This is a genomic window from Neobacillus sp. NPDC058068 (assembly GCF_042885335.1).
Classification (GTDB): Bacteria; Bacillota; Bacilli; order Bacillales; family Cytobacillaceae; genus Neobacillus.
Window position 1 is genome coordinate 86,730 of record NZ_JBHVSI010000013.1, and the last position, 24,682, is coordinate 111,411.

At 42.4% G+C, this 24,682-nt stretch carries 22 protein-coding genes; 20 read left to right on the top strand and 2 right to left on the bottom strand.

Features of this window, described 5'->3' with window-relative positions:
* The first annotated feature begins 24 nt into the window (after window positions 1–24).
* The 16 genes from yqiS (at window position 25) to ACFVSW_RS16430 (ending at window position 18,061) form a co-directional block, all read left to right on the top strand.
* Window positions 25–930 (top strand): phosphate butyryltransferase, encoded by a 906-nt coding sequence (gene yqiS / locus ACFVSW_RS16355; protein ID WP_387317721.1) that lies wholly within the window; start codon window positions 25–27, stop codon window positions 928–930.
* A gap of 23 nt (window positions 931–953) precedes the next feature.
* Window positions 954–2,063 (top strand): branched-chain amino acid dehydrogenase, encoded by a 1,110-nt coding sequence (gene bcd / locus ACFVSW_RS16360; RefSeq protein WP_387317722.1) that lies wholly within the window; start codon window positions 954–956, stop codon window positions 2,061–2,063.
* Window positions 2,064–2,145: 82 nt separating this feature from the next.
* Window positions 2,146–3,264, top strand: coding sequence for a butyrate kinase (gene buk, locus ACFVSW_RS16365; protein WP_387317723.1), 1,119 nt, complete (start codon window positions 2,146–2,148; stop codon window positions 3,262–3,264).
* A 22-nt stretch (window positions 3,265–3,286) separates the two neighbouring features.
* Window positions 3,287–4,708, top strand: a complete 1,422-nt coding sequence (gene lpdA, locus ACFVSW_RS16370) for a dihydrolipoyl dehydrogenase (protein ID WP_387317724.1) — start codon at window positions 3,287–3,289, stop codon at window positions 4,706–4,708.
* 35 nt (window positions 4,709–4,743) lie between these two features.
* Window positions 4,744–5,745, top strand: coding sequence for a thiamine pyrophosphate-dependent dehydrogenase E1 component subunit alpha (locus ACFVSW_RS16375; RefSeq protein ID WP_387317725.1), 1,002 nt, complete (start codon window positions 4,744–4,746; stop codon window positions 5,743–5,745).
* Window positions 5,746–5,757: 12 nt separating this feature from the next.
* The gene (locus ACFVSW_RS16380) at window positions 5,758–6,741 is read left to right on the top strand and encodes an alpha-ketoacid dehydrogenase subunit beta (protein WP_387317726.1); all 984 of its coding nucleotides are present in this window, start codon (window positions 5,758–5,760) and stop codon (window positions 6,739–6,741) included.
* Window positions 6,742–6,878: 137 nt separating this feature from the next.
* Window positions 6,879–8,186: a dihydrolipoamide acetyltransferase family protein gene (locus ACFVSW_RS16385; protein ID WP_387317727.1), complete on the top strand. Its 1,308-nt coding sequence runs from the start codon at window positions 6,879–6,881 to the stop codon at window positions 8,184–8,186.
* A 140-nt stretch (window positions 8,187–8,326) separates the two neighbouring features.
* Complete coding sequence (locus ACFVSW_RS16390) at window positions 8,327–10,213, top strand: methylmalonyl-CoA mutase family protein (RefSeq protein ID WP_387317728.1); 1,887 nt, start codon at window positions 8,327–8,329, stop codon at window positions 10,211–10,213.
* Between the two features lie 37 nt (window positions 10,214–10,250).
* On the top strand, window positions 10,251–12,392 hold the full coding sequence (gene scpA / locus ACFVSW_RS16395; protein ID WP_387317816.1) for a methylmalonyl-CoA mutase: 2,142 nt from the start codon (window positions 10,251–10,253) through the stop codon (window positions 12,390–12,392).
* Complete coding sequence (meaB, locus tag ACFVSW_RS16400) at window positions 12,392–13,516, top strand: methylmalonyl Co-A mutase-associated GTPase MeaB (RefSeq protein ID WP_387317729.1); 1,125 nt, start codon at window positions 12,392–12,394, stop codon at window positions 13,514–13,516. Before scpA ends, meaB begins: the two co-directional genes overlap by 1 nt.
* 73 nt (window positions 13,517–13,589) lie before the next feature.
* A complete protein-coding gene (locus tag ACFVSW_RS16405; protein ID WP_387317730.1) occupies window positions 13,590–14,027 on the top strand; it encodes a BrxA/BrxB family bacilliredoxin in 438 nt (145 codons plus the stop codon).
* A 226-nt stretch (window positions 14,028–14,253) separates the two neighbouring features.
* Entirely contained in the window at window positions 14,254–15,036 is a 783-nt protein-coding gene (locus tag ACFVSW_RS16410) for a transporter substrate-binding domain-containing protein (protein WP_387317731.1), read from the top strand.
* A 65-nt stretch (window positions 15,037–15,101) separates the two neighbouring features.
* On the top strand, window positions 15,102–15,761 hold the full coding sequence (locus tag ACFVSW_RS16415) for an amino acid ABC transporter permease (protein ID WP_387317732.1): 660 nt from the start codon (window positions 15,102–15,104) through the stop codon (window positions 15,759–15,761).
* Entirely contained in the window at window positions 15,754–16,476 is a 723-nt protein-coding gene (locus ACFVSW_RS16420; protein WP_387317733.1) for an amino acid ABC transporter ATP-binding protein, read from the top strand. Before ACFVSW_RS16415 ends, ACFVSW_RS16420 begins: the two co-directional genes overlap by 8 nt.
* A gap of 59 nt (window positions 16,477–16,535) precedes the next feature.
* Window positions 16,536–17,525 carry an aromatic acid exporter family protein gene (locus tag ACFVSW_RS16425; RefSeq protein ID WP_387317734.1) on the top strand — a complete coding sequence of 330 codons (990 nt, stop codon included), beginning with the start codon at window positions 16,536–16,538 and terminating at the stop codon, window positions 17,523–17,525.
* A 23-nt stretch (window positions 17,526–17,548) separates the two neighbouring features.
* The gene (locus ACFVSW_RS16430; RefSeq protein WP_387317735.1) at window positions 17,549–18,061 is read left to right on the top strand and encodes a L,D-transpeptidase; all 513 of its coding nucleotides are present in this window, start codon (window positions 17,549–17,551) and stop codon (window positions 18,059–18,061) included.
* Between the two features lie 45 nt (window positions 18,062–18,106).
* Here the strand turns inward: ACFVSW_RS16430 and prli42 are convergent, their stop codons facing one another.
* On the bottom strand, window positions 18,107–18,202 hold the full coding sequence (gene prli42, locus ACFVSW_RS16435; protein ID WP_387317736.1) for a stressosome-associated protein Prli42: 96 nt from the start codon (window positions 18,200–18,202) through the stop codon (window positions 18,107–18,109).
* A 160-nt stretch (window positions 18,203–18,362) separates the two neighbouring features.
* Between prli42 and mce the strand changes: the two genes are divergently transcribed.
* The 4 genes from mce to ACFVSW_RS16455 all read left to right on the top strand — a co-directional run bounded on the left by mce (window position 18,363) and on the right by ACFVSW_RS16455 (window position 23,021).
* Entirely contained in the window at window positions 18,363–18,776 is a 414-nt protein-coding gene (mce, locus tag ACFVSW_RS16440) for a methylmalonyl-CoA epimerase (protein ID WP_387317737.1), read from the top strand.
* Window positions 18,776–20,326 carry an acyl-CoA carboxylase subunit beta gene (locus tag ACFVSW_RS16445; RefSeq protein ID WP_387317738.1) on the top strand — a complete coding sequence of 517 codons (1,551 nt, stop codon included), beginning with the start codon at window positions 18,776–18,778 and terminating at the stop codon, window positions 20,324–20,326. Before mce ends, ACFVSW_RS16445 begins: the two co-directional genes overlap by 1 nt.
* A 210-nt stretch (window positions 20,327–20,536) precedes the next feature.
* The gene (locus ACFVSW_RS16450) at window positions 20,537–21,658 is read left to right on the top strand and encodes a tripeptidase T (protein ID WP_387317739.1); all 1,122 of its coding nucleotides are present in this window, start codon (window positions 20,537–20,539) and stop codon (window positions 21,656–21,658) included.
* Between the two features lie 85 nt (window positions 21,659–21,743).
* Complete coding sequence (locus ACFVSW_RS16455; RefSeq protein WP_387317740.1) at window positions 21,744–23,021, top strand: DNA polymerase IV; 1,278 nt, start codon at window positions 21,744–21,746, stop codon at window positions 23,019–23,021.
* Window positions 23,022–23,065: 44 nt separating this feature from the next.
* Here the strand turns inward: ACFVSW_RS16455 and zwf are convergent, their stop codons facing one another.
* Window positions 23,066–24,532, bottom strand: coding sequence for a glucose-6-phosphate dehydrogenase (gene zwf, locus ACFVSW_RS16460; RefSeq protein ID WP_387317817.1), 1,467 nt, complete (start codon window positions 24,530–24,532; stop codon window positions 23,066–23,068).
* Between the last annotated feature and the right edge of the window lie 150 nt (window positions 24,533–24,682).

Sequence of the window (24,682 nt, forward strand, 5' to 3'; positions counted from 1 at the left end):
AGAGGAGAAAGGGTTGATGACAACTTGTTGCTGGATTCAATAATAGACAAAGCAGCCCAGGAAGGCACTAATACGGTTGCAGTTGCTGCAGCAGAAGATACTGAAGTAATTGAAGCAGTTATCGATGCACTAGACCGAAATCTTGCTCGTTTTATTCTGTTCGGTGATAAAGAGAAAATTTCTTCACTCATCGAAATGAAAAAGTATGATTGGATGAATAATAATCAGTTAAAAATTGTTGATGCTGATTCTCCGTCCATTGCAGCTGAGTTAGCTGTTATAGCTGTTTTTAACAAAGAGGCAAATGTATTAATGAAGGGCAATATTCCAACCAATATCCTGTTAAAGGCAGTCTTAAATAAGGAATATGGCCTAAGGACAGGGAATGTTTTATCGCATGTTGCATTTTTTGAAATTCCCGGCTATGACCAAATTAAGATTGTCACGGATGCCGCAATGAATATTGCACCTGACTTAGATCAAAAAGCACAAATAATTAAAAATGCTGTATCACTCGCTAAGGCTGTTGGAATTGACACTCCTAAAGTAGCGCTTATTGCTGCTGTGGAGGTAGTGAATCCTGTGATGCAGGCTACCGTGGATGCTGCTGCGTTATCAATGATGAATAAACGCGGTCAAATATCCGGGTGTGTTGTGGATGGCCCGCTTGGGTTAGATAATGCCGTTTCAGCACTGGCTGCTGAGCACAAAGGAATTACAAGTGAAGTGGCTGGCAGAGCGGATATTTTATTGGTTCCTACTATTGAGGTTGGAAATGTGTTATATAAATCATTAATTTACTTTGCAAAGGCGAAGGTTGGCGCGGTAATTGCCGGGGCGAAAGCTCCAATTGTGTTAACTTCTAGAGCCGATACCGCTGAAAGCAAGCTTTACTCTCTTGCGTTAGCGTTATGCTGTGTGAAAAAATAGATAGTAAAAATTCGAGGAGGAATATGAACATGGAAATCTTCAAGTACTTAGAAAAATACGATTATGAGCAAGTGGTATTCTGCCAGGATAAGCAATCAGGATTAAAAGCAATCATCGCTATTCATGATACAACGCTTGGACCTGCTTTAGGCGGAACCCGTATGTGGACATATGCATCAGAAGAAGCAGCGATTGAAGACGCCCTTCGTTTAGCAAAAGGGATGACATATAAGAATGCAGCAGCCGGTTTAAATCTTGGCGGCGGTAAAACAGTCATCATCGGCGACCCTCGGAAAGATAAAAATGAAGCAATGTTCCGTGCATTTGGCCGTTACATTCAAGGGCTAAATGGCCGTTATATTACTGCAGAAGATGTGGGTACAACTGTTGCCGATATGGATTTAATTCACGAAGAAACAGATTATGTTACCGGAATCTCTCCGGCATTCGGTTCATCAGGCAATCCTTCACCAGTAACGGCGTTCGGCGTATATCGTGGAATGAAAGCAGCAGCGAAAGAGGCCTTTGGTACTGATTCACTAGAAGGAAGAGTAGTGGCTGTTCAAGGTGTTGGAAATGTTGCGTATACTCTTTGTGAATACTTGCATAAAGAAGGCGCGCAGCTGATTGTTACCGATATTAATAGAGAAGCTGTAAATCGGGCAGTAGAAGCATTTGGTGCGCTTGCGGTAGACCCAGATGAAATTTATGGTGTTGAATGTGATATCTATGCTCCATGTGCTTTAGGAGCAACAATCAATGACGAAACGATTCCACAGCTAAAAGCAAGAGTGATTGCCGGTTCGGCTAACAATCAATTAAAAGATACTCGCCACGGGGATATCATCCACGAAATGGGCATTGTTTATGCTCCGGATTATGTAATTAATGCCGGCGGTGTTATCAATGTAGCGGATGAACTCTATGGATACAACCAAGAGCGGGCAATGAAGAAGGTTGAGCAGCTCTATACAACGATTGAAAAAGTAATTGAAATTTCAAAACGTGATGGCATACCAACCTACGTTGCAGCAGATCGGATGGCTGAAGAGCGAATTGCCAGAATCCGTAATTCCAGAAGCCAATTCCTGCAAAATGGGCACCACATTTTAAGCCATCGGATTTCTAGATAATAAATTTTTCGCTTAAATAATAACGGCAAAGCGCTGAATGGGAAATTCAGCGCGTTTGCCTTTAATTTAGATGTTTTGTTAAATGGAGGTTACTACGTTGCCAGATAAGGAATATCGGATTCTCATCATCAACCCAGGCTCAACATCCACCAAGATTGGAGTCTTCGATAATGAAATTTCCATTTTTGAAAAAATCATCCGCCATGACTTAGGGATGATTAATAATTTTTCCAATATTATTGATCAGTATGAATTTAGAAAAAACACAATTTTGGAGACACTGGATAAAGAAGGGATAAACGTTTCGAAATTAGCGGCTGTTTGCGGGCGCGGCGGCTTGCTTCGGCCGATTGAGGGCGGTACCTATGCAGTAAACGATAAGATGCTGCAGGATTTACGTTTTGGTCTTACAGGACAGCACGCATCAAACCTTGGCGGCATCATTGCCTCGGAAATCGCCTCAGGCCTTAATATTCCAGCGTTTATTGTCGATCCAGTCGTTGTCGACGAACTTGCCCCGATTGCAAGAATCTCTGGGTTTTCCTTAATTGAAAGAAGAAGCATCTTCCATGCCTTAAACCAAAAAGCGGTAGCAAGAAGAGTGGCAAAGGAATTGGGGAAAAAATACGAAAAGCTGAATCTCATTGTGACCCATATGGGTGGCGGGATAACCGTTGGTGTCCATAAACAAGGCAGGGTTGTCGATGTGAACAATGGTTTGCATGGTGACGGTCCATTTAGCCCAGAGCGTGCGGGGACGGTGCCTGCAGGGGATTTAATTGCTTTGTGTTATTCGGGTGAACACTACCGGGAAGAAATTATGAAGAGGCTTGTCGGTCAAGGAGGCCTTGTAGGTTACCTTGGAACAAATGATGCGGTAGAAGTAGAGCGAAGAATTGAGGCAGGCGATCAAGAGGCGCGGCTTGTTTACGACGCGATGGCCTATCAGGTTGCAAAAGAAATTGGCGCTGCCAGTGCTGTCCTTTCCGGAAAAGTAGATGCAATTATTTTAACAGGCGGACTTGCCTATGGAAAAGGCTTTGTGAATTCTATCACCGATAGGATTAATTGGATTGCCGATGTGATTGTACAGCCAGGTGAAAATGAACTCCAAGCACTTGCTGAAGGAGCACTTCGCGTTTTACGTGGTGAAGAAAACGTAAAGATCTATCCAGGGAATTATACAACAGCAAAAATTTAACGGGAATGGGGAGGAAACATAAGTGGCACAGGAATACGATTTAGTCATTCTTGGCGGTGGAACAGGCGGCTATGTAGCGGCGATTCGCGCCTCACAGCTTGGTTTAAAAACAGCCATCGTCGAAAAAGGAAAACTTGGGGGTACTTGCCTTCATAATGGCTGCATTCCAAGTAAGGCATTGCTAAGAAGCGCGGAGGTTTTTGCAACAGCAAAACGGAGTGAAGACTTTGGAGTGGTAACTGGCGATGTTGCGGTTAATTTCGGAAAAGTACAAGAAAGAAAAAATAAAATTATCGATCAATTACATAAAGGTGTTCAGCATTTGATGAAGCAAGGAAAGATTGATGTTTATGAAGGGTTAGGACGCATCCTAGGACCATCAATTTTCTCGCCAATGCCGGGCACAATTTCAGTTGAAATGAACAACGGCGACGACAACGAAATGCTGATTCCAAAAAATGTGATAGTCGCCACCGGATCAAGACCAAGGACACTCCCGGGGCTTGAAATTGATGGGGAATATGTATTGTCCTCTGATGAAGCCTTACAGCTTGAAGCACTGCCGAGTTCAATTATTATTGTCGGAGGCGGCGTTATTGGGATTGAATGGGCCTCAATGCTTTCTGATTTCGGAGTTGAGGTGACGGTTATTGAATATGCTGACCGGATCATTCCGACAGAAGACAAAGAAATTTCAAAGGAAATGCAGCGTTTGATGAAGAAAAAAGGGATTAAACTTGTTACAAGTGCCAAGGTTCTTTCGGAAACACTTGTTAAGGATAACGGGGTTTCCATTTCTGCCGAGGTTAAGGGTGGAGTAAAAGAATTTAAAGCTGAAAAACTGCTAGTTTCTGTTGGGCGCCAAGCAAACACGGAAGGAATTGGACTTGATAATACCGAAATTCAAGTAGAGAAGGGCTTTATCACTACAAATAAATTTTTCCAAACAAAGGAATCCCATATTTATGCGATAGGCGATGTGATTGGCGGCTTGCAATTGGCCCATGTTGCATCGCATGAAGGAATCGTTGCGGTAGAGCATATCGCAGGGAAAGATCCGTCGCCATTTGATTATAATCTTGTTTCTAGATGTATTTATAGTAATCCAGAGGTGTCAAGTGTAGGGATTACTGAGGATCAGGCAAAAGAGAATGGTCATAAAGTAAAGGTTGGTAAGTTTTCTTTCCGAGCAATTGGAAAGGCCCTTGTCTTTGGAGAGTCAGATGGATTTGTCAAAATTGTCGCTGATGAAGAGACCAATGATATTCTAGGGGTGCATATGATTGGTCCGCATGTAACCGATATGATTACAGAAGCTGGGCTTGCGATGGTATTAGATGCAACACCATGGGAAATTGCCCACACTATTCATCCACATCCAACCTTGTCTGAGGCAATTGGTGAAGCTGCGCTTGCAGTTGATGGGAAAGCGATTCATTCTTAAGAATTAATGGTGAACAAATGGGAGGTAAGAAATTAATGGTAGAAAAGCGTCATGAAGCTTTAGGTTTAAGCGACGGAAAAGTATTGGAAATATATGAAACGATGCTTTTGGCTCGTCGTATTGATGAACGGATGTGGTTATTGAACCGTGCCGGGAAAATACCGTTTGTGATTTCATGTCAAGGGCAGGAAGCAGCCCAAGTGGGAGCGGCTTTTGCGCTTGATCGGGAAAAAGATTACGTGCTTCCTTATTATCGTGATATGGGTGTCGTGTTAACGTTTGGGATGACACCAAAGGAACTGATGCTGTCAGGTTTTGCTAAAGCAGAAGATCCAAATTCAGGCGGTAGACAAATGCCAGGACACTTTGGGCAAAAGAAAAATCGGATCGTGACTGGTTCATCGCCAGTTACAACTCAGGTTCCGCACGCAGTCGGTGTTGCCCTTGCCGGAAAAATGGAGAGAAAGGACCTGGTTACGTTTGTAACCTTTGGGGAAGGTTCTTCTAATCAAGGTGATTTCCATGAAGGGGCTAACTTCGCTGGTGTTCATAAACTGCCTGTCATTTTCATGTGTGAAAATAATAAGTATGCGATTTCTGTTCCAATTGAAAAACAATTAGCTTGTGAAAAGGTGTCTGATCGTGCGATTGGTTACGGAATGCCGGGAATTACGGTTGATGGGAATGATCCATTGGAAGTATACAAAGCAGTTAAAGAGGCGGCTGACCGCGGGCGCCGCGGGGAAGGTCCTACATTGGTTGAAACAGTTTCCTACCGTCTCACGCCGCATTCTTCTGATGACGACGACCGGTCCTACCGTGCCCCAGATGAAGTGGCAAAGGCAAAAACACAAGATCCAATCATTACGTTTGGTGCTTATCTAAAAGAAACCGGCGTTATGAATGATGAAATGGAAAAAGAAATCAATGACCGTGTGATGAAGCAGGTAAATGAAGCGACTGATTATGCTGAAAATGCTCCTTATGCAGCACCAGAAGAAGCAATGAAATATGTATATGCGGACACGGAAGAGTAAGGGGGACATATCATGGCGATCATTTCATATATAGATTCAATTACAATGGCCATTCGTGAGGAAATGGAAAGAGATCCAAAGGTTTTTGTACTCGGAGAAGACGTTGGCGTAAAAGGCGGCGTATTTAAAGCGACACAAGGCTTATATGAGCAATTTGGTGAAGAACGGGTCATCGATACACCTCTCGCAGAATCAGCGATTGCCGGTGTCGGAATCGGTGCTGCGATGTACGGCATGCGACCAATTGCCGAAATGCAATTTGCCGATTTTATTATGCCGGCCGTTAATCAGATTATCTCTGAAGCAGCTAAAATTCGCTATCGTTCGAATAACGACTGGAGCTGTCCGATGGTAATTCGTGCACCGTATGGCGGCGGCGTTCATGGCGCACTATATCATTCCCAATCGGTTGAAGCAGTATTTGCCAATCAGCCTGGTTTGAAAATCGTGATGCCATCGACTCCTTATGATGCGAAGGGCTTATTAAAAGCGGCGATTCGCGATAACGACCCCGTATTATTTTTCGAGCATAAACGGGCATATCGTTTAATTAAGGGTGAGGTTCCGCCGGATGATTACACCTTGCCAATTGGAAAAGCGGATGTAAAGCGCGAAGGAGAAGACATTACCGTTATAACATATGGTCTTTGCGTTCATTTTGCCCTTCAAGCAGCGGAGAAATTAGCCGGTGATGGAATTTCTGCCCATATTCTTGATTTGCGAACGGTCTATCCTCTTGATAAAGAAGCAATCATTGAAGCTGCATCCAAGACGGGGAAAGTTCTGCTTGTGACCGAGGATAATAAAGAAGGCAGCATTATTAGTGAAGTGTCAGCGATTATTGCTGAAAATTGTTTATTTGAATTAGATGCTCCTATTAAGCGTCTAGCTGGACCGGATGTACCGGCAATGCCATATGCACCAACGATGGAAAAATTCTTTATGGTAAATCCTGAAAAGGTAGAAAAAGCAATGCGCGAGCTAGCAGAGTATTGATTAATAGTGGAGGCGCTTGGGCAGCCCTGACAAGCGCTGGAGGTCATGCCAATGAAGTCGTAATTTGACTTCATTAGCATGACCGAAGCGACTCGAGGGGCTAGGCGCCGGAGCTAGACAATAGGAGGTATGAATAAGTGGCAATCGAACAAATTAAAATGCCTCAGCTGGGGGAAAGTGTAACTGAAGGTACTATCAGTAAGTGGTTGGTATCTGTTGGTGATAAGGTCAATAAATACGACCCCCTTGCAGAGGTAATGACAGATAAAGTGAACGCAGAGGTTCCATCCTCGTTTACAGGTGTGATTAAAGAGCTAATCGCTGGTGAAGGCGATACCTTAGCAGTTGGAGAAATTATTTGTACGATTGAAGTCGATGGCGGTGAGTCTCAGGAAATTGCAAAAGCTGAGAAAACCCCTGCAGCAGCAACAATTGGTGCAGAGTCAGGAATTCAAGTGGACCAAGGAAACAAAGCTCGTTATTCACCTGCCGTTCTGAAGATTTCTCAAGAACATGGCATTGATTTAACTCAGGTGTCAGGCACCGGTGCTGGTGGACGGATTACAAGGAAAGACTTGCTGAAATTAATTGAGGCAGGAACGATTCCGGTTGCAGGACAGAAAGTGGAAACTCCGCAGCAGCTAGCAGAAACAACGGTCCAGGCTGCAGCCCCACAAGCTACTAATCAGCCGGTTTCTATACCAACACCAGCTGCACCGGCAGTGAATATCCCGGTTGCAGCTGGTGACATTGAGATACCTGTTACAGGCATCCGCAAAGCGATTGCCGCTAATATGCTGCGCAGTAAGCATGAAGCACCGCATGCCTGGACAATGATTGAAGTCGATGCAACCAATTTAGTTGACTACCGTAACACCCTTAAAGTTGAATTTAAGAAAAAAGAAGGCTTCAATTTAACGTTCTTCGCTTTCTTTGTCAAAGCTGTAGCACAGGCATTGAAGGAATTCCCGCAAATTAATTCGATGTGGGCCGGTGAGAAAATTATCCAAAAGAAAGACATTAATATTTCCATTGCCGTTGCGACAGAAGATGCACTTTATGTTCCTGTTATTAAAAATGCGGATGAAAAGACGATTAAGGGGATTGCCCGTGAAATCTCTGAGCTTGCTGTGAAGGTGAGAACCGGGAAGCTTCGTTCCGAGGATATGCAGGGAGGAACCTTCACCGTAAACAATACAGGCTCTTTCGGCTCTGTTCAATCAATGGGTATCATTAATTACCCGCAGGCTGCGATTCTACAGGTTGAGTCCATCGTCAAGCGCCCGGTTGTCATGAATAATGGCATGATTGCGGTTCGCGACATGGTCAATCTATGTATGTCACTAGATCACCGTGTATTAGACGGACTCGTTTGCGGTCGTTTCTTACAGCGTGTTAAGGAAATTCTAGAAAATACTTCAAAATCAACAACTTCGATTTATTAAAAAACAACCGCTGCATATCAGGTGCAGCGGTTGTTTGTTTTTAGGCGACCGTTTTCCATTGCCTGAATCCTATTTGTACCATAAAATATGATTATGGAGAATTAATTGAATTTTACTTCAATTGTGCAATTGAAAGGGGGATGAGTAATTTGGAAAAAATAAAGGATCAGTCTTTTTCATTAAAAACAAAGGATGATTGGATAGAAAAAGCAGAGAAATCTCTAAAAGGCAAAACGGTCGAATCATTTCAAACTACTACATATGAAAATATTGTTTTGAAACCGCTTTATACAAGACAGGATGAGCAGTCTGTTCCAGAATTTCCAGGTGGTTCAGATTTTAGAAGAGGAATTTTCCCACTTGGATATAGGACAAACGAATGGAAGGCTGCACAGCGAATTACCTATCAAACTACTGAAGAATTGAGAGACAAACTTCACCTCTCATTTGAAAAAGGACAATCAGCTATTTCCTTTGACGTGAAGCAGGTATTGTTTGAAGCGGAGGAAAGCCTACAAAACATACTAGATAAGTCTTATCAGCAATACCCATTTACAATCAACACTAAGGATTTACAAACGGAATTTCTTGCGGCAATCGCTGATTTGGATGACTGCGACCAAATCAGTGGATATATTGGTTCCGATCCTATTGCCCTGTTTGCTGAAGAAGGTCATATTTCCGAAGAATTTTTCAAAAACTGGGTAAAGAACGTTCAACAATCAAACGGGAAATTCCCTAACTTACGCACAGTCCTAATTGATACTGTTCCTTACCATAATGGCGGGGCAAATGCGGTACAAGAGCTTGGGATTGCCATGGCCGAAGGGGTATATTATTTGGAAAATCTTCAGGAATACGGGATGGAACTAGAAGAAATTCTTGCGAAAATGGTATTCCAATTCGCAATTGGCAGTAATTATTTCATGGAGATAGCTAAACTGCGGGCAGCAAGAGTACTGTGGAACCGAATAACCGATCTGTACGGCGCAAAAGAAGAAGTCCGTGGGATGATGATTGCCGCGGAAACATCTTCTTTCACCAAAACCGTTCATGATCCCCATGTTAACTTGCTAAGAGCTGGAAATGAAGCCTTTGCGGCAGTAATTGGCGGTGTCCAATATTTACATGTGAGTCCTTTTAATGAACTCATTGGTGAAACAGCATTTTCCGAGCGGATTGCAAGAAATATCCAACTGCTCTTAAAAGAAGAGGCGCATCTAAAAACAGTAATTGACCCCGCCGGTGGTTCTTGGTATGTAGAAGCGCTAACAAACCAGTTAGCTGAAAAAGCATGGGGTTTTTTCCAAAAAGTCGAAGCAACTGGCGGCATTCTTGAAGTGTTAAAATCTAGTTGGCTCCAGCAGGAAATAGCGGCTGTTTATGAAAAAAGAAATATGGATATTCAAACAAGAAAGCAAAGTATTATCGGAACAAATGTCTATACGAATTTAGATGAAAATGTTCAAAATAAATTACGTTTGAAAGATAAACCTTATTTTGTGAAGGAAGAAAATTCCTTAATAGAGATTGAAGCCGTCCAACCAAAGCGATTAGCCAGACCATTTGAAGAATTGCGAATCAAGGCAATGCGTCTGGAAGAAAAATTAGCTGCTTCACCATCTGTTGGGATGCTTTGTCTTGGCGACCTAAAACACCATAAAGCAAGGCTTGATTTTATGAAAGGATTTTTTGCTGCAGGCGGCATCAAAACTGTAAAGAGCAAGCCTATAGTATCATTGGGAAATGCTAGCCAATTTGTCTCAGAACTACCGGCTAAATACGTCTGCTTCTGCGGCACAAATGATCAGTATGAAACGATTGGTCATGAAATCTTAGCGGTATTAAAGGCAGAATTCCCTGAACGGATTTTTTACTTAGCTGGACTCCCTGAAAAAGAATATCAATCCCAGTGGATTAGCGAAGGGATTACGCAGTTTATTCATCTGAAAAGCAACTGCTATGAAACGAACACGAACATCTTGAATGAGCTGGAGGTGAACACCATTGAAGAAACAAAAGCCTGATTTTCAAAATATCGAATTGTTTGGCGAGCAAAGATTTGTGACAAAAGAACAATGGCAGGAAAAAGTCGAACAGGAAATTGATACGTCCATTGAGGACCTATTGTTTGAAACAAACGAACAAATCGCCGTAAAACCGCTTTATACAAAAGAAGACCGGGAAGGGTTAGAGCATATTGATGATCTTCCAGGACTCCCGCCCTATACAAGAGGACCGTATCCAACGATGTATGTCAATCGTCCATGGACGGTCAGACAATACGCGGGGTTTTCAACGGCTGAGGAAAGCAACGCCTTTTACCGCCGAAATCTTGCAATGGGGCAAAAGGGGTTATCAGTCGCCTTTGATTTAGCCACCCACAGGGGCTATGATTCCGACCATCCACGCGTGGTTGGCGATGTTGGTAAAGCGGGCGTTGCGATCGATTCCGTTCTCGACATGAAGACGCTTTTTGACGGAATTCCACTGGATCAAATGTCCGTTTCGATGACGATGAACGGGGCGGTTCTTCCGATACTCGCTTATTTTATCGTCACTGCCGAAGAACAGGGAGTCAGTCAGGACAAGCTATCCGGAACGATTCAAAATGATATTTTAAAAGAATACATGGTTCGAAACACATATATTTACCCGCCGGAAATGTCGATGAAGATTATTGCGGATATTTTTGAATATACGTCAAAATACATGCCAAAGTTTAATAGTATTAGTATTTCTGGTTATCACATGCAGGAGGCAGGGGCACCGGCCGATTTAGAGCTAGCCTATACACTTGCAGATGGATTGGAATACGTAAGGACGGGTCTAAAGGCAGGAATAGAAATCGACTCTTTTGCTCCAAGACTGTCGTTTTTCTGGGCGATTGGCATGAATTATTTCATGGAAGTAGCCAAGATGCGGGCAGCAAGATTGATTTGGGCAAAGATGATGAAAACTTTTAATCCAAAGAATGAAAAATCATTGGCACTAAGAACCCATTCGCAAACCTCGGGGTGGAGCCTGACAGAGCAGGATCCGTTTAATAATGTCACTCGAACTCTTATAGAAGCGCATGCAGCAGCAATGGGCCATACCCAATCACTGCATACCAATGCCTTGGATGAAGCAATAGCCTTGCCAACGGATTTCTCGGCCCGAATCGCCCGCAATACGCAGTTATTTTTACAAGAAGAAACGGGAATGACGAAGGTCATTGATCCGTGGGCAGGCTCGTATTATGTGGAAAAATTGACCGATGAATTGGTGCAAAGAGCTTGGACACATATTGAAGAGATTGAAAATCTCGGGGGAATGGCGAAGGCAATTGAAACAGGCCTGCCGAAGATGAGAATTGAGGAGGCGGCTGCCCGAAGACAGGCGCAAATTGATTCCAGGAAGGAAACAATTATTGGCGTCAATCATTACCGCCTCGAAAAAGAAGATGCTATTGATATTTTAGATATCGATAATACGGCTGTGCGCTTAAAACAAATCGAAAAATTAAATTCCTTAAAAGCCAGTCGTGTTGACCATAATGTGGAGGAAGCACTGAGGGCTTTAACGAAAGCAGCGGAAACAGGTGAGCAAAACTTATTGGAGCTCGCAGTTCAGGCAGCAAGAGTACGGGCGACTCTTGGTGAAATTTCTGATGCGCTTGAGAAGGCTGCCGGCAGACATAAAGCAATCATCCGCTCGATTAGCGGTGTATATAGTACGGCGTTTAACAATGAGGAGGAAATCACGGAAGTACAAAAAATGACCGATGAATTTCTTGTAAATGAAGGCAGAAGACCAAGAATATTAGTGGCAAAAATGGGCCAGGACGGTCATGACCGCGGCGCGAAGGTCATTGCCACTGCATTTGCCGATCTTGGCTTCGATGTCGATATCGGTCCATTGTTCCAAACGGCAGAAGAAACCGCATTACAGGCTGTTGAAAACGATGTTCATGTAATTGGCATGAGTTCACTTGCCGCCGGGCATAAAACATTGTTACCGCAGTTAGTGGAGGAACTTAGAAGATTAGGCAGAGAAGATATTTTGGTTGTTATTGGCGGAGTTATTCCTGCCCAAGATTATCAATTCTTATATGACCATGGTGCATCGGCAATCTTTGGGCCAGGGACGATTATTCCGGTTGCCGCCCAAAAGGTAATCAAGGAGATTTATAAACAACTTGGTTATGAGGAAGTGTCAGAGTAATGGCAGCGGATCAAAAACCGGAATGGAGTGACCCGAATAATCCTGGAAATTGTTCAAGTATCGTAAGAAAAGGGCAGGAGCATGAAGGCCAAGCTGCTTCGATTCAAAAAAATATCCGTTTTCAAAAACGCAGAAACGCTGAACCTGCGGTTGATGAACTTTATGAAGGTGTTTTAAAAGGTGACAGGAGCCTGCTAGCGAGGGCCCTCACCCTAGTCGAAAGCAATGCCGAACAGCATTTCCAAAAAGCGCAGCAGCTCTTGCAAAAACTCCTGCCTAAAGGCGGCAAATCCATTCGCATTGGCATCACCGGTGTCCCTGGCGCGGGCAAAAGTACCTTTATTGAAGCCTTCGGGAGTTATTTATGTGACCTCGGTCACCGGGTTGCTGTTTTGGCCATTGACCCAAGCTCAAGTATTAGCGGCGGCAGTATTCTAGGTGACAAAACACGGATGGAGCAATTGGCGAGAAACCCCAGAGCCTTCATCCGCCCCTCACCAACTTCGGGAAAGCTTGGCGGTGTCCACCGGAAAACAAGGGAATCGCTGTTGATTTGTGAAGCTGCGGGCTTTGATGTGATTTTAATCGAAACAGTTGGAGTTGGCCAAAGTGAAGTCATTATTCGGGATATGGTCGACTTTTTCATGCTCCTTGTGCTGACGGGAGCAGGTGATGAATTGCAAGGGATGAAAAAGGGAATCATGGAACTTGCTGATGCGGTTCTTGTTCACAAAGCAGATGGGACTAATAAGCAGAAAGCAGAGCAGACAAGGAAAGAGTATAACCGCATCCTTCACTTTCTACAGCCCGCAACAAAGGGCTGGGGGACAAAAGCATATACATGTTCCTCGGTGACCGAGGAGGGAATCAGTGAAATCTGGAAGGTCATACGATCCTTTGAACTAACAGGCAAAGTATCAGGAGTTTTTGATGAAAGAAGGAAAAGCCAGGCAAGAGAATGGCTTTATTCCATGATTACCGATCAGCTCGAATTTCATTTCTATCAGCACCGTGGGGTAAGAAATCAGCTGCCTAAGTTGGAAAATGAAGTGATTGCAGGAGAAAAGACGGTCGCTGCTGCTGTTGAAGCTTTATTTAGTACCTTTTTAACTAATAAAGAATAATCATTTCATTTGGAAAAAACACACTTTAACTGATATGATGTAGTTATGTAGAAACACTAAGGAGTGATTTTTTATGAGCATGGACTTTAACTTTTTTATGAATGATGTTGTTAAACAGGCACGTCAAGAAATCGTGTCTGCTGGGTATAAAGAACTGAAAACACCTTCGGATGTTGAAGAAGCGCTTGAGCAAAAGGGCACAACCCTAGTAATGATTAATTCCGTTTGTGGCTGTGCCGGCGGTATTGCCCGTCCTGCAGCAGCCCATGCTGTTCATTATGATAAACGTCCAGATCATTTTGTTACCGTTTTTGCCGGTCAGGATAAGGAAGCAACTGAAACGGCAAGAAACTTTTTTACCGGTTATCCGCCATCCTCACCATCTTTTGCGTTATTAAAAGATGGAAAGATTCTCTCAATGGTTGAAAGACATCAAATTGAAGGCTTCGATGCTGCGACAGTTGTATCAAGACTGCAAAAGGAATTTGATGAATACTGCGAAGAATATTAAGCTGAAATTGTAAGGACTAATCTCTTATCAGGAGGTTAGTCCTTTTTCTATGGAAAAAATTACTGTGAAAAAAATGGACGAATTTTTAAAAACATATTTGCATAATTATTAGTTTGTGTTAAAATTCATTACATTGAATAATTATTAATCAAATAATCTATCTATCTTGAAAATATGATGAATATTCCGAGTTCGAATTTTCAGATAATTTATAGGAGGAAAACAAATGAAAAAGGGCTTTATTTTATTATTAACAATGATGTTGACGGCAGGATTGCTTGCAGCCTGCGGGACTAGCGATAAAGCAAACAAGAAAAGCGGAGATAAAAAGGTCTTAGTTATGGCAACCTCTGCAGATTACCCGCCATTTGAATATGTTGAAACAGGAAAAAGTGATGAAATTATTGGCTTTGATGTCGATTTAGCTAAAGCCATTGCGAAGAACCTTGGTTACGAAGTCAAGGTTAAGGATATGGATTTCAGTGGTTTAGTTCAATCCTTGAAATCAGGACAAGCCGATTTTGTCCTAGCGGGAATGACGCCAACGGAAAAAAGGAAAAAGAACGTTGATTTCAGCGATATTTATTATACAGCCCATCACTTAATAGTTTCTAAAAAAGACAGCGGCATTAAATCGATTGCGGATTTAAAAGGAAAAACGGTTGGTGTTCAGCTTGGCTCGATTCAAGAAGGGAAAGCAGAGGAAATCAATAAAGAAGCACCGATTAAAATTGAAAACCGTAATCGTATTCCAGATCTAATTCAAGAAATCAAATCAGGCCGTTTTGATGCTGCAATAATTGAAGACACGGTAGCAAAAGGGTATTTGGAGAAAGAAAAGGATTTTGCAGGCTTCACCCTTAGTGATGACCCTAAAGAAGCCGGTTCTGCAATTGCCTTTCCGAAAAACAGTGAGCTAACAGCGAAATTTAACAAAGAGTTAAAGAAAATGAAAGATAACGGCGAGCTGCAAAAATTGGTTGTAAAGTGGTTCGGCGGGGAACAATAGGTCTAGATTCGCGAGAGACGTTCGATTCTGAGCGTCTCTAAATATTTTTGAGAGGACGATGATGAATGAACTTAGATTTTACTCCATTCATTCCCTCCATGCCATATATTTTAAAAGGGATTTTAGTAACGCTTCAGATTGTACTATTAGCCGGGGTATTGGGGTTTGTACTTGGAATCATTTTATCTTTATTTAAAATTAGCTCAATAAAAATTCTCAATTGGGTTGCAGATGTGTATACCTCGATTTTCCGTGGGACACCGTTAGTTTTGCAATTAATGCTGATTTATTATGGTTCACCACAAATTATTGGCTATCAAATCGAGCCATATACAGCGGCAATTTTATCATTTGCCCTAAATTCCGGAGCTTATATTTCCGAGATTATTCGTGCGGGCATTCTTGCTGTTGATAAAGGTCAGCAGGAGGCGGCGATGGCCTTAGGAGTACCGTACGGAAAAATGATGTGGGACATCATTCTCCCGCAGGCACTTAAAAATATTCTGCCGGCTTTGATGAACGAATTTATCACCTTAACAAAGGAATCAGCGATTGTTACCACAATCGGCGTTATGGATATTATGCGTCGTTCCTATCAAGTGGGGGCGGAAAACTACTCATTTTTTGAGCCATTATTAATAGCGGGCTTAATATATTACTTAATGGTGATTACCTTGACCTTCTTAGGAAAAGCGCTTGAAGGGAGAATGAGACGCAGTGATTAAGATCGAAAACTTGTATAAGAACTATGGAAAACTAGAAGTTCTAAAAGGCATTTCCACCTCCATTAATAAAGGGGAAGTCGTAGCAATCATTGGCCCTTCAGGATCTGGTAAATCTACTTTCCTCCGTTGTTTGAATCTACTTGAAGAACCATCTAACGGGAAGATTTGGATAGGAAATGAAGATGTTACCGATAAAAAAACAAACATTATGAAGGTGCGGCAAAATGTCGGTATGGTTTTTCAACACTTTCATTTGTTTCCGCATAAAACCGTTTTACAAAATCTTACTTATGCACCTACTAAAGTAAAAGGGCTACCAAAGGATCAAGCGGAAAAAGTAGCCTATAAGCTATTGGAACAAGTAGGCTTATCGGAAAAAGCCAATGAATATCCTACAAAATTATCTGGCGGGCAAAAACAGCGGGTGGCGATTGCCCGAGCGTTGGCGATGGAGCCGGAGGTTATGCTGTTTGATGAACCAACGTCTGCTCTTGATCCGGAAATGGTCAAAGAGGTTCTTGAGGTAATGAAATCACTTGCCGATACGGGCATGACGATGGCGATCGTGACACATGAAATGGGCTTTGCAAGAGAAGTAGCTGACAGGGTGCTGTTTCTTGATGGTGGGGTCCTTGTCGAAGATGCACCACCTAAGGAATTCTTCGCCAATCCAAAAAGCAAAAGGGCGCAGGATTTCTTGCAAAAAATGCTTTAATAAGGATATGCTAGAGATGGTCTTAAGGACCATCTTTTTACTTTTTGGAGAGATGAAATATGAAATTTCGGATTGGATATCGAACCATTAAAACGGCTGCAGGCACGGCTATTTCAATCTTAATCGCGCAGCAGCTCGGGTTTCACAACTTTGCTTCGGCAGGTATTTTAACGATTTTATGTATTCAGGTGACGAAAAGGAGATCGCTTCGAACGGCATGGGATCGATTTTTAGCCTGTGTTTTAGCCATGCCTTTTTCTGCCGTGTTTTTTGAGGGGATTGCCTACCATCCGCTTGTTATCGGATTAATGCTGTTATTCTTTATTCCAACTCTTGTTATGCTGAGGGCAAAAGATGGGGTTGTCACAAGCAGCGTTATTATTTTGCACATCTATATGGCTCACAAAATATCATTAGCAATTTTTTTAAATGAGCTTGGGGTAATCACTGTGGGTATAGGTGTTGCTCTGCTGATTAATCTTTATATGCCGAGCGTTGAAAAAATATTGAGGGACTATCAACGTAAAATCGAGGGAAATTTTAAGATTATTTTCTGTGAAATGGTGCGTTACTTAAGAACAGGAGAAAGCAATTGGGAGGGCAAAGAGATTACCGAAAGTGCTCGTTTGCTTGATGAGGCCAAAATGTTGGCTTTAAGAGATGTGGAAAATCACTTTTTAAAAGAAGTAAATATTTATTTTCACTATTTTAAAATGAGAGAAAAACAATTTGAAATAATCGAACGGTTGTTACCTCTTGTTATATCGATAACAAGCAAAGTAAAACAGGGGAAAATGATTGCTGATTTTCTTGAGGAACTATCTGAAAATATTCACCCTGGGAATACGGCGCATCTATATATTGATAAATTAAACGCGATGAAAAAGGAATTTGAAGAAATGGAGCTGCCGAAAACCAGAGAGGAATTTGAAACCAGGGCAGCACTCTTGCAATTAGTCAACGAAATCAACGACTATTTGATCATTAAAAGTTCCTTTCAAGCGAAAAAAAAGAAAGTGAATGAAATAAAGAAATTTGAAGCAAACTAGGAAAAAAGAGGCAGGTGGATGGTTTGTTAAAAATCTTATCGCCAATCCTGATGACTTTTTTCCTTTCACCATTATGGCCGCTGGGACCAAACCCTGTTCCTGGTGATCCGTTCGTTATTGTCAATAAAAGTAGAAATGAACTGGCCTTTATTAGTGAAAACAAAGTCCAAACGGTTGTAAGCGTCGGCACGGGTATGACGCAAGAGTTAACACCTGAAGGTCTTTTTACGATAACGGTAAAAGCAAAAAATCCTTATTTTCGAAGGGGAAATTTACCGGGTGGGGACCCTGCCAACCCACTTGGGGCCAGGTGGATTGGCTTTGATGCAAAAGGAACGGATGGACGAACCTACGGTATTCATGGAACGAATATGCCTGCTTCAATTGGAAAATATGTCTCTCAGGGATGTATTCGCTCGCAGAATGAAGTTATTTCTTCACTATTTCCATTAATCCCATTAGGAACAAAAATATTAGTCATCTCTTCAAAAAAATCATTTGAAAAGCTGGCTCAGGAAAAAGGGGCTATCAAATAAGCAAAAGGGACTGTTCATTTGAACAGTCCCTTTTTAATATGTTTATTATAGTAATGAACCGATTCCAATTAAGAGAGTTGAGGCAAGCATGGCGAAAAGCATTAAATAAACAATGATTTTCCTTGTCTTCTTTTTGTGCAATGTAGGTACCTCCCTTTACTTCAAAAGCTTTATTTCTATTGTACAGGGAAAAGCGCAAATGAACAACGGAACTAGTTAGCAATTTGGGAAGGATTTATGAACTTTTTACCGAATACAATAATTGTCGAAATAATTTTAAAAGTGGAACAGAGGGGTATACATGATTAAAAAAGTCGACCATATTGGAATTGCTGTGAAATCTCTCGAACATACACTTCCTTTTTATACGAATGTGTTGAAGCTTTCATTGTTAGCTATCGAAGAGGTTGACAGTCAAAAGGTTAAAGTTGCTTTTTTACAAGCAGGTCAAACAAAACTGGAATTACTTGAGCCGACATCGGAGGAAAGTCCGATTGCCAAATTTATCGAAAAACGCGGGGAAGGCATTCACCATGTTGCCCTTGGCGTTGAATCGATTGAAGAACGAATCAGCGAAATGAATGAAAAAGGAATTCGCATGATTGATGAACAGCCAAGGCTTGGAGCAGGAGGAGCTCATATTGCCTTTATGCATCCAAAATCATCATCTGGTGTTTTATACGAGCTTTGTGAGAAGAAAGGGATGAAGGGGTAATGATCGACATTTATGAAAAGATTAATGATTTGTATGATAAGCGCCGAGAGGTTGAGCTTGGCGGAGGCGATGAGCGAATTGAGAAGCAGCATGAAAAGGGGAAACTAACAGCGAGAGAAAGAATTGAACTGTTAGTAGATAAAGGCACGTTTGTCGAATTAAATCCGTTCATTGAGCATCGGACAAATGATTTTGGTCTTGATGAGCTAAAAGGACCAGGAGACGGAGTCGTGACTGGATTTGGTAAAGTAAACGGCCGGCCTATTTATCTGTTTTCACAGGACTTTACGGTGTTCGGCGGGGCATTAGGTGAAATGCACGCGAAAAAAATTGCCAATGTTATGGATCTTGCCGCGAAGAACGGCACCCCATTTGTTGGTCTTAATGATTCCGGCGGGGCGCGTATCCAAGAAGGTGTGGTTTCTCTTGATGGGTATGGGCATATCTTTTATCGGAATGCGATTTACTCAGGTGTGATCCCGCAAATATCTGTAATCATGGGTCCGTGTGCAGGCGGCGCTGTTTATTCACCGGCGATTACTGATTTTGTGTTTATGGTCGAAAAAACAAGCCAAATGTTTATTACTGGTCCGAAAGTGATTGAAACGGTAACAGGCGAGAAAATTTCTGGAGAGGACCTTGGCGGGGCAAATGTCCATAACTCCATTAGCGGCAATGCCCATTTCCAAGCTGAGTCAGAGACTGAAGTTTTACAAAATGTCCGAAGGCTGCTAAGTTATCTGCCGCAGAATAATGAAGAAAAACCGCCAAGACATGAGGTGGAGCATGAAAACGATTATCGCCCGGATTTAACCGACGTGATTCCATTTGATGCTGTTCGTCCGTATGACGTTCGTAAAGTAATAGAACAAGTAACGGATGCGGACTCATTTATGGAAATTCACAAGGATTTTGCGAGGAATATTGTCGTTGGATTTGCGAGAATGAAAGGTGAATCAGTTGGACTTGTCTGTAATCAGCCGAAGGTGATGGCCGGGGGCTTGGATATTGATTCCTCGGATAAGGCTGCCCGGTTTATCCGCACTTGTGATTCTTTTAATATCCCAATTATTACGTTTGAAGATGTAACCGGATTCTTCCCGGGAGTTAAGCAGGAGCATGGGGGAATTATCCGTCACGGTGCGAAAATTTTATTTGCTTATTCAGAAGCTACTGTTCCGAAGCTTACCGTCATTCTAAGAAAGGCCTATGGCGGAGCGTATGTGGCGTTAAATAGTAAATCGATTGGCGCCGACTTGGTATTTGCCTGGCCAAATGCAGAAATCGCTGTAATGGGCCCACAGGGGGCTGCTAATATTATTTTTGCCAAAGAGATTAATAATAGCGATAATCCAGAGCTGACCAGACAACAAAAGATTGATGAATACCGGGAAAAGTTTGCCAATCCATATGTGGCGGCCAGCAGAGGCATGGTCGATGATGTCATCGACCCAAGGGAAACAAGAATCAAAATTATTCAAGCGCTGGAAATGCTGCGCAATAAAAAAGAGTCCAGGCCATATAAAAAACATGGAAATATCCCACTTTAATTAAACTCACTGTTTCTTTCATTTGATGATATCAACTGGAAAGAGGTATACTGGTATAGAAAAGCGGAAGCGCCTTGCCCAGGGGCGTGAGTCTAGACGAGCCGGCGAGAAGGTTGTTCTTTAACCTTCTTGACGGATTGGCTTATGACCCGAGCCCCTAGGCGCTGCAGCTAGACAATAGTGAGTACATAACATGGAGGGGTCAATAGAATGGTGAATCAAGAACGTCTGTTGAATGAATTTTTAGAACTTGTACAAATTGACTCAGAAACGAAATACGAGGCTGAGATTGCGAAAGTATTAAAGCAAAAATTTACTGATTTAGGTCTCGATGTTTTTGAAGACGATACAATGGCTGTGACGGGTCATGGAGCAGGGAACTTAGTTTGCACACTGCCTGCGACAAAAGAAGGAGTCGACCCGATTTATTTTTCCTGCCATATGGATACCGTTACACCTGCTAAAGGTGTTAAACCGTCGATCAAAGATGGCTATGTGGTGACCGATGGCACAACGATCTTAGGTGCCGATGATAAGACTGGTATTGCCGTTATGCTTGAAACCATCCGCCTTTTAAAAGAAAACAATCTTCCGCATGGTTTGATTCAATTTGTGATTTCAGTAGGCGAAGAATCCGGTCTGCTTGGTGCGAAAGCGATGGATCCATCATTATTGAAAGCGAAGTATGGCTATGCGCTTGATAGCGATGGCTTGGTTGGGAACGTAGTAGTCGCTGCGCCAACGCAAGCAAAAGTTAAGGCCGTTATTTATGGAAAAACCGCGCATGCTGGTGTGGCACCAGAAAAGGGTGTGTCCGCGATTACGATTGCAGCAAAATCGATTGCGAGAATGCCGCTTGGAAGAATCGATCACGAAACAACGGCAAATATTGGCCGCTTCGAAGGCGGGCAAGCCACCAATATCGTGTGCGACCGTGTTGATATTTTAGCAGAAGCGCGTTCACTTATTACTGAAAAAATGGAAGCACAGGTTGGGAAAATGAAAGAAGCATTTGAAACGGTTGCTGCAGAAATGGGCGGCCGTGCCGAAGTGGAAGTTGAAATTATGTATCCTGGCTTTAAATTCGGGGAAGGCGATCAAGTCGTTGAAATTGCCCGCAAAGCGGCAGGCAAAATCGGCCGCGGCTGTGAGTTGCAGCATAGCGGCGGCGGCAGTGATGCTAACGTATTTAATGGCTTCAACATCCCAACTGTGAACCTAGCTGTTGGCTATGAAGAAATCCACACCACAAACGAGCGTATGCCGCTTGAAGAGTTATACAAGCTTGGGGAAATGACACTCGCGATTATCGACGAAGTAACAAATCAATAATTGCTATTATTTTACGAAGGAGAGCCATTGGTTCTCCTTTTTGCTATACTTAAGGGGAATAAATGTTTGAAGGATGTGTGTTCGCTTGAAGGAAATGTATCCGAAGAACGGACGAGTGATTTTACACGTGGATATGAATAGTTTTTATGCCTCGGTTGAAATGGCCTATGACCCGACACTGAAGGGAAAACCGTTAGCCATCGCGGGAAACGTGGAGGAGAGGAGAGGAATTATTGTCACCTGCAGTTATGAAGCGAGGAAATATGGTGTCAAAACTACGATGCCGCTGTGGGAAGCAAAGAAGCTTTGCCCGCAGTTAATTGTGAGGAAGCCCAATTTTGAACGGTACCGTGCCGCTTCAATGGGCATGTTTGAAATTTTGCGGCAATATACTACCCTTGTTGAGCCGGTTTCAATTGACGAGGGTTACATGGATATTTCCGAAAGCTTCGAATTTGGCAGTCCGATTGAAATCGCTGAAAGTATCCAAAAAAGGGTCATGGAACAGCTCGATTTGCCTTGTAGTATTGGCATCGCTCCAAATAAATTTTTAGCGAAAATGGCCTCTGATATGAAAAAGCCAATGGGGATTACCGTCCTTCGTAAGCGTGATATCCCGAAAGTGCTATGGCCTTTGAACACGAACGAAATGCATGGGGTTGGCAAAAAGACAGCAGAAAAGCTGACAACGATTGGCATTCAAACGATAGGCGATTTAGCAAAAGGGAATGAAATTCAGCTTAAATCCCTTCTTGGAATTAACGGAATTCGAATAAAAGAGCGAGCAAATGGAATCGATACACGACCAGTTGACCCGGAGTCAATTGAGGAATTTAAGAGTATTGGCAACTCCACCACGCTGCCGAGGGATGTGAGCAATCAGCAAGAGCTTTTTCAGGTGCTGGATTCATTGGCAGAAACGGTTTCGGTGAGGTTGAAGCGGAAGAATGTCCTGGCATCTGCATTGGCCATTACAATCCGCTATAAAGATCGGAAGACGATTACGAGAAGCAAGAAACTTCCGAATCCTATTCATCATAAAGAAGATATTTCTTCATTTGCTAAACAGCTATTCCTAAAATCTTGGAATGGGGAGTCCATTCGGTTATTGGGGATTACCGGCAATGATTTAGTCGACCATGATCATGCGTATAAACAATTAGATTTGTTTTCTTATGAAAAGGATGCGAAAAAAGAGCCGCTGCTTAAAACCCTTTCGAGTCTGCGTGAAAAGTACGGGAAAAATATTATTGAGAAGGCAGGATCTCATCAAGTTGACGCCTCACATAATGTAGGAACAGGGACAAGTTTTAACAAGGATTTTCTGCGCAGCTTCCCTAATAAAAAGAATGAAGAAGACTAAAAAGCTCCACTTTGCCGACTAAACAAAGTGGAGCTTTTTGGACATCATTTACAAATATCTACTTCTAAATTTGTCACAGGCCACCAGAAGCTGCCGTCTTTTTCTAACAATTCATCCGCTTCCTTAGGACCCATTGATCCTGATTCATAATTTGGAAATGCTGCTTTTGTTTTTTCCCATACAGCCGAGATTTTATCGACAAATGCCCAAGAATAGGCCACTTCATCCCAATGAGTGAAATTGGTGGCATCACCGCGCATGCAATCGTAAAGAAGTTTTTCATAGCCTTCTGGGGTGTTCATCGCATGAACGCCCGTATTAGCGAAGCTTAGTTTCACCTCTTGTGCATCCAAGTGACCACCCGCCTTCTTCGCATTAAGATGCAAGGTAATCCCTTCCTCCGGTTGAATATGGATGACAAGAAGGTTCGGGTTTAGCATTTTTTCGGTTTGATAATATAAATTCATCGGGATATCTTTAAATTGAACAACAATTTTCGTCGATTTTGCAGTCATTCTTTTTCCGGTACGGATATAAAAAGGAACACCGGCCCAGCGGAAATTATCAATCATTACTTTTCCCGCCACAAAGGTTTCGGTATTCGATTCTTTGTCCACCATTGTTTCATCACGGTATTTCGGCACCTGTTTGTCTTCAATTGTTCCCTCACCATACTGGCCTCGAACAAAATAGTCATTCACCTCATCACCTTCGACCGTTCGAAGCGCTCTAAATACTCTAACCTTTTCTGAACGGATTTCATCCGTTGTCAGGTTAATTGGCGGCTCCATTGCCAGCAATGCGACCATTTGCATCATATGGTTTTGCAGCATATCCCGTAATGCCCCGCTCGTTTCGTAATAGCGTCCACGTTCTTCAACACCCAGTGTTTCACTTGAGGTAATTTGGATATTGGAGATATAGCGGTTATTCCAAAGCGGTTCAAAAATAGCATTGGCAAAACGGATGACCTCAATGTTTCGAACCATTTCTTTTCCTAAATAGTGATCGATCCGATAAACTTCTTCCTCGGAAAATGCCGTTCTAATTTGCGTGTTTAATTCTTTGGCAGATGGTAAATCATGGCCGAACGGCTTTTCAATGACAAGACGTTTATAGCCTTTTACATCTGTCAGCCCATCTGATTTGAGATGAAGGGCAATTGGACCGAAAAATTCCGGTGCCATCGCCAGATAAAAGATCCGGTTGCCGTCAAGGTCGTAATTTGTATCAATTTCATCGGCAAATTTTCTTAATGAAACATATGAGTTTGAATCCGCCACATCATGTGATTGATAGTAAAAATGGGAGACAAATTCATCAAGATTATCCTTATTCCCTAAGGCGGACAAAACGGAGTCTTTCACAGATTGTTGGAATTCATCATTAGAAAGGGTCCTTCTTGCAACACCAATCACGGCAAATTTAGTTAATTTATTCCGTGAAAATAAGCGATAAAGGGAAGGGAACAGCTTGCGTTTTGCTAAATCACCAGTTGCCCCAAAAATCATAATTAATGAAGTCATATTTTGCTCCACGTTTGAAACCTCTTTTCTAAAGCCTGGTTGCTTATGTAGTTTTGTGCTTTATCCATCTTAAATTTAGCGGTTTTGATTAGGTTTCGCAAATATATTGATTTGCATGTAACAAATTAATAAGGA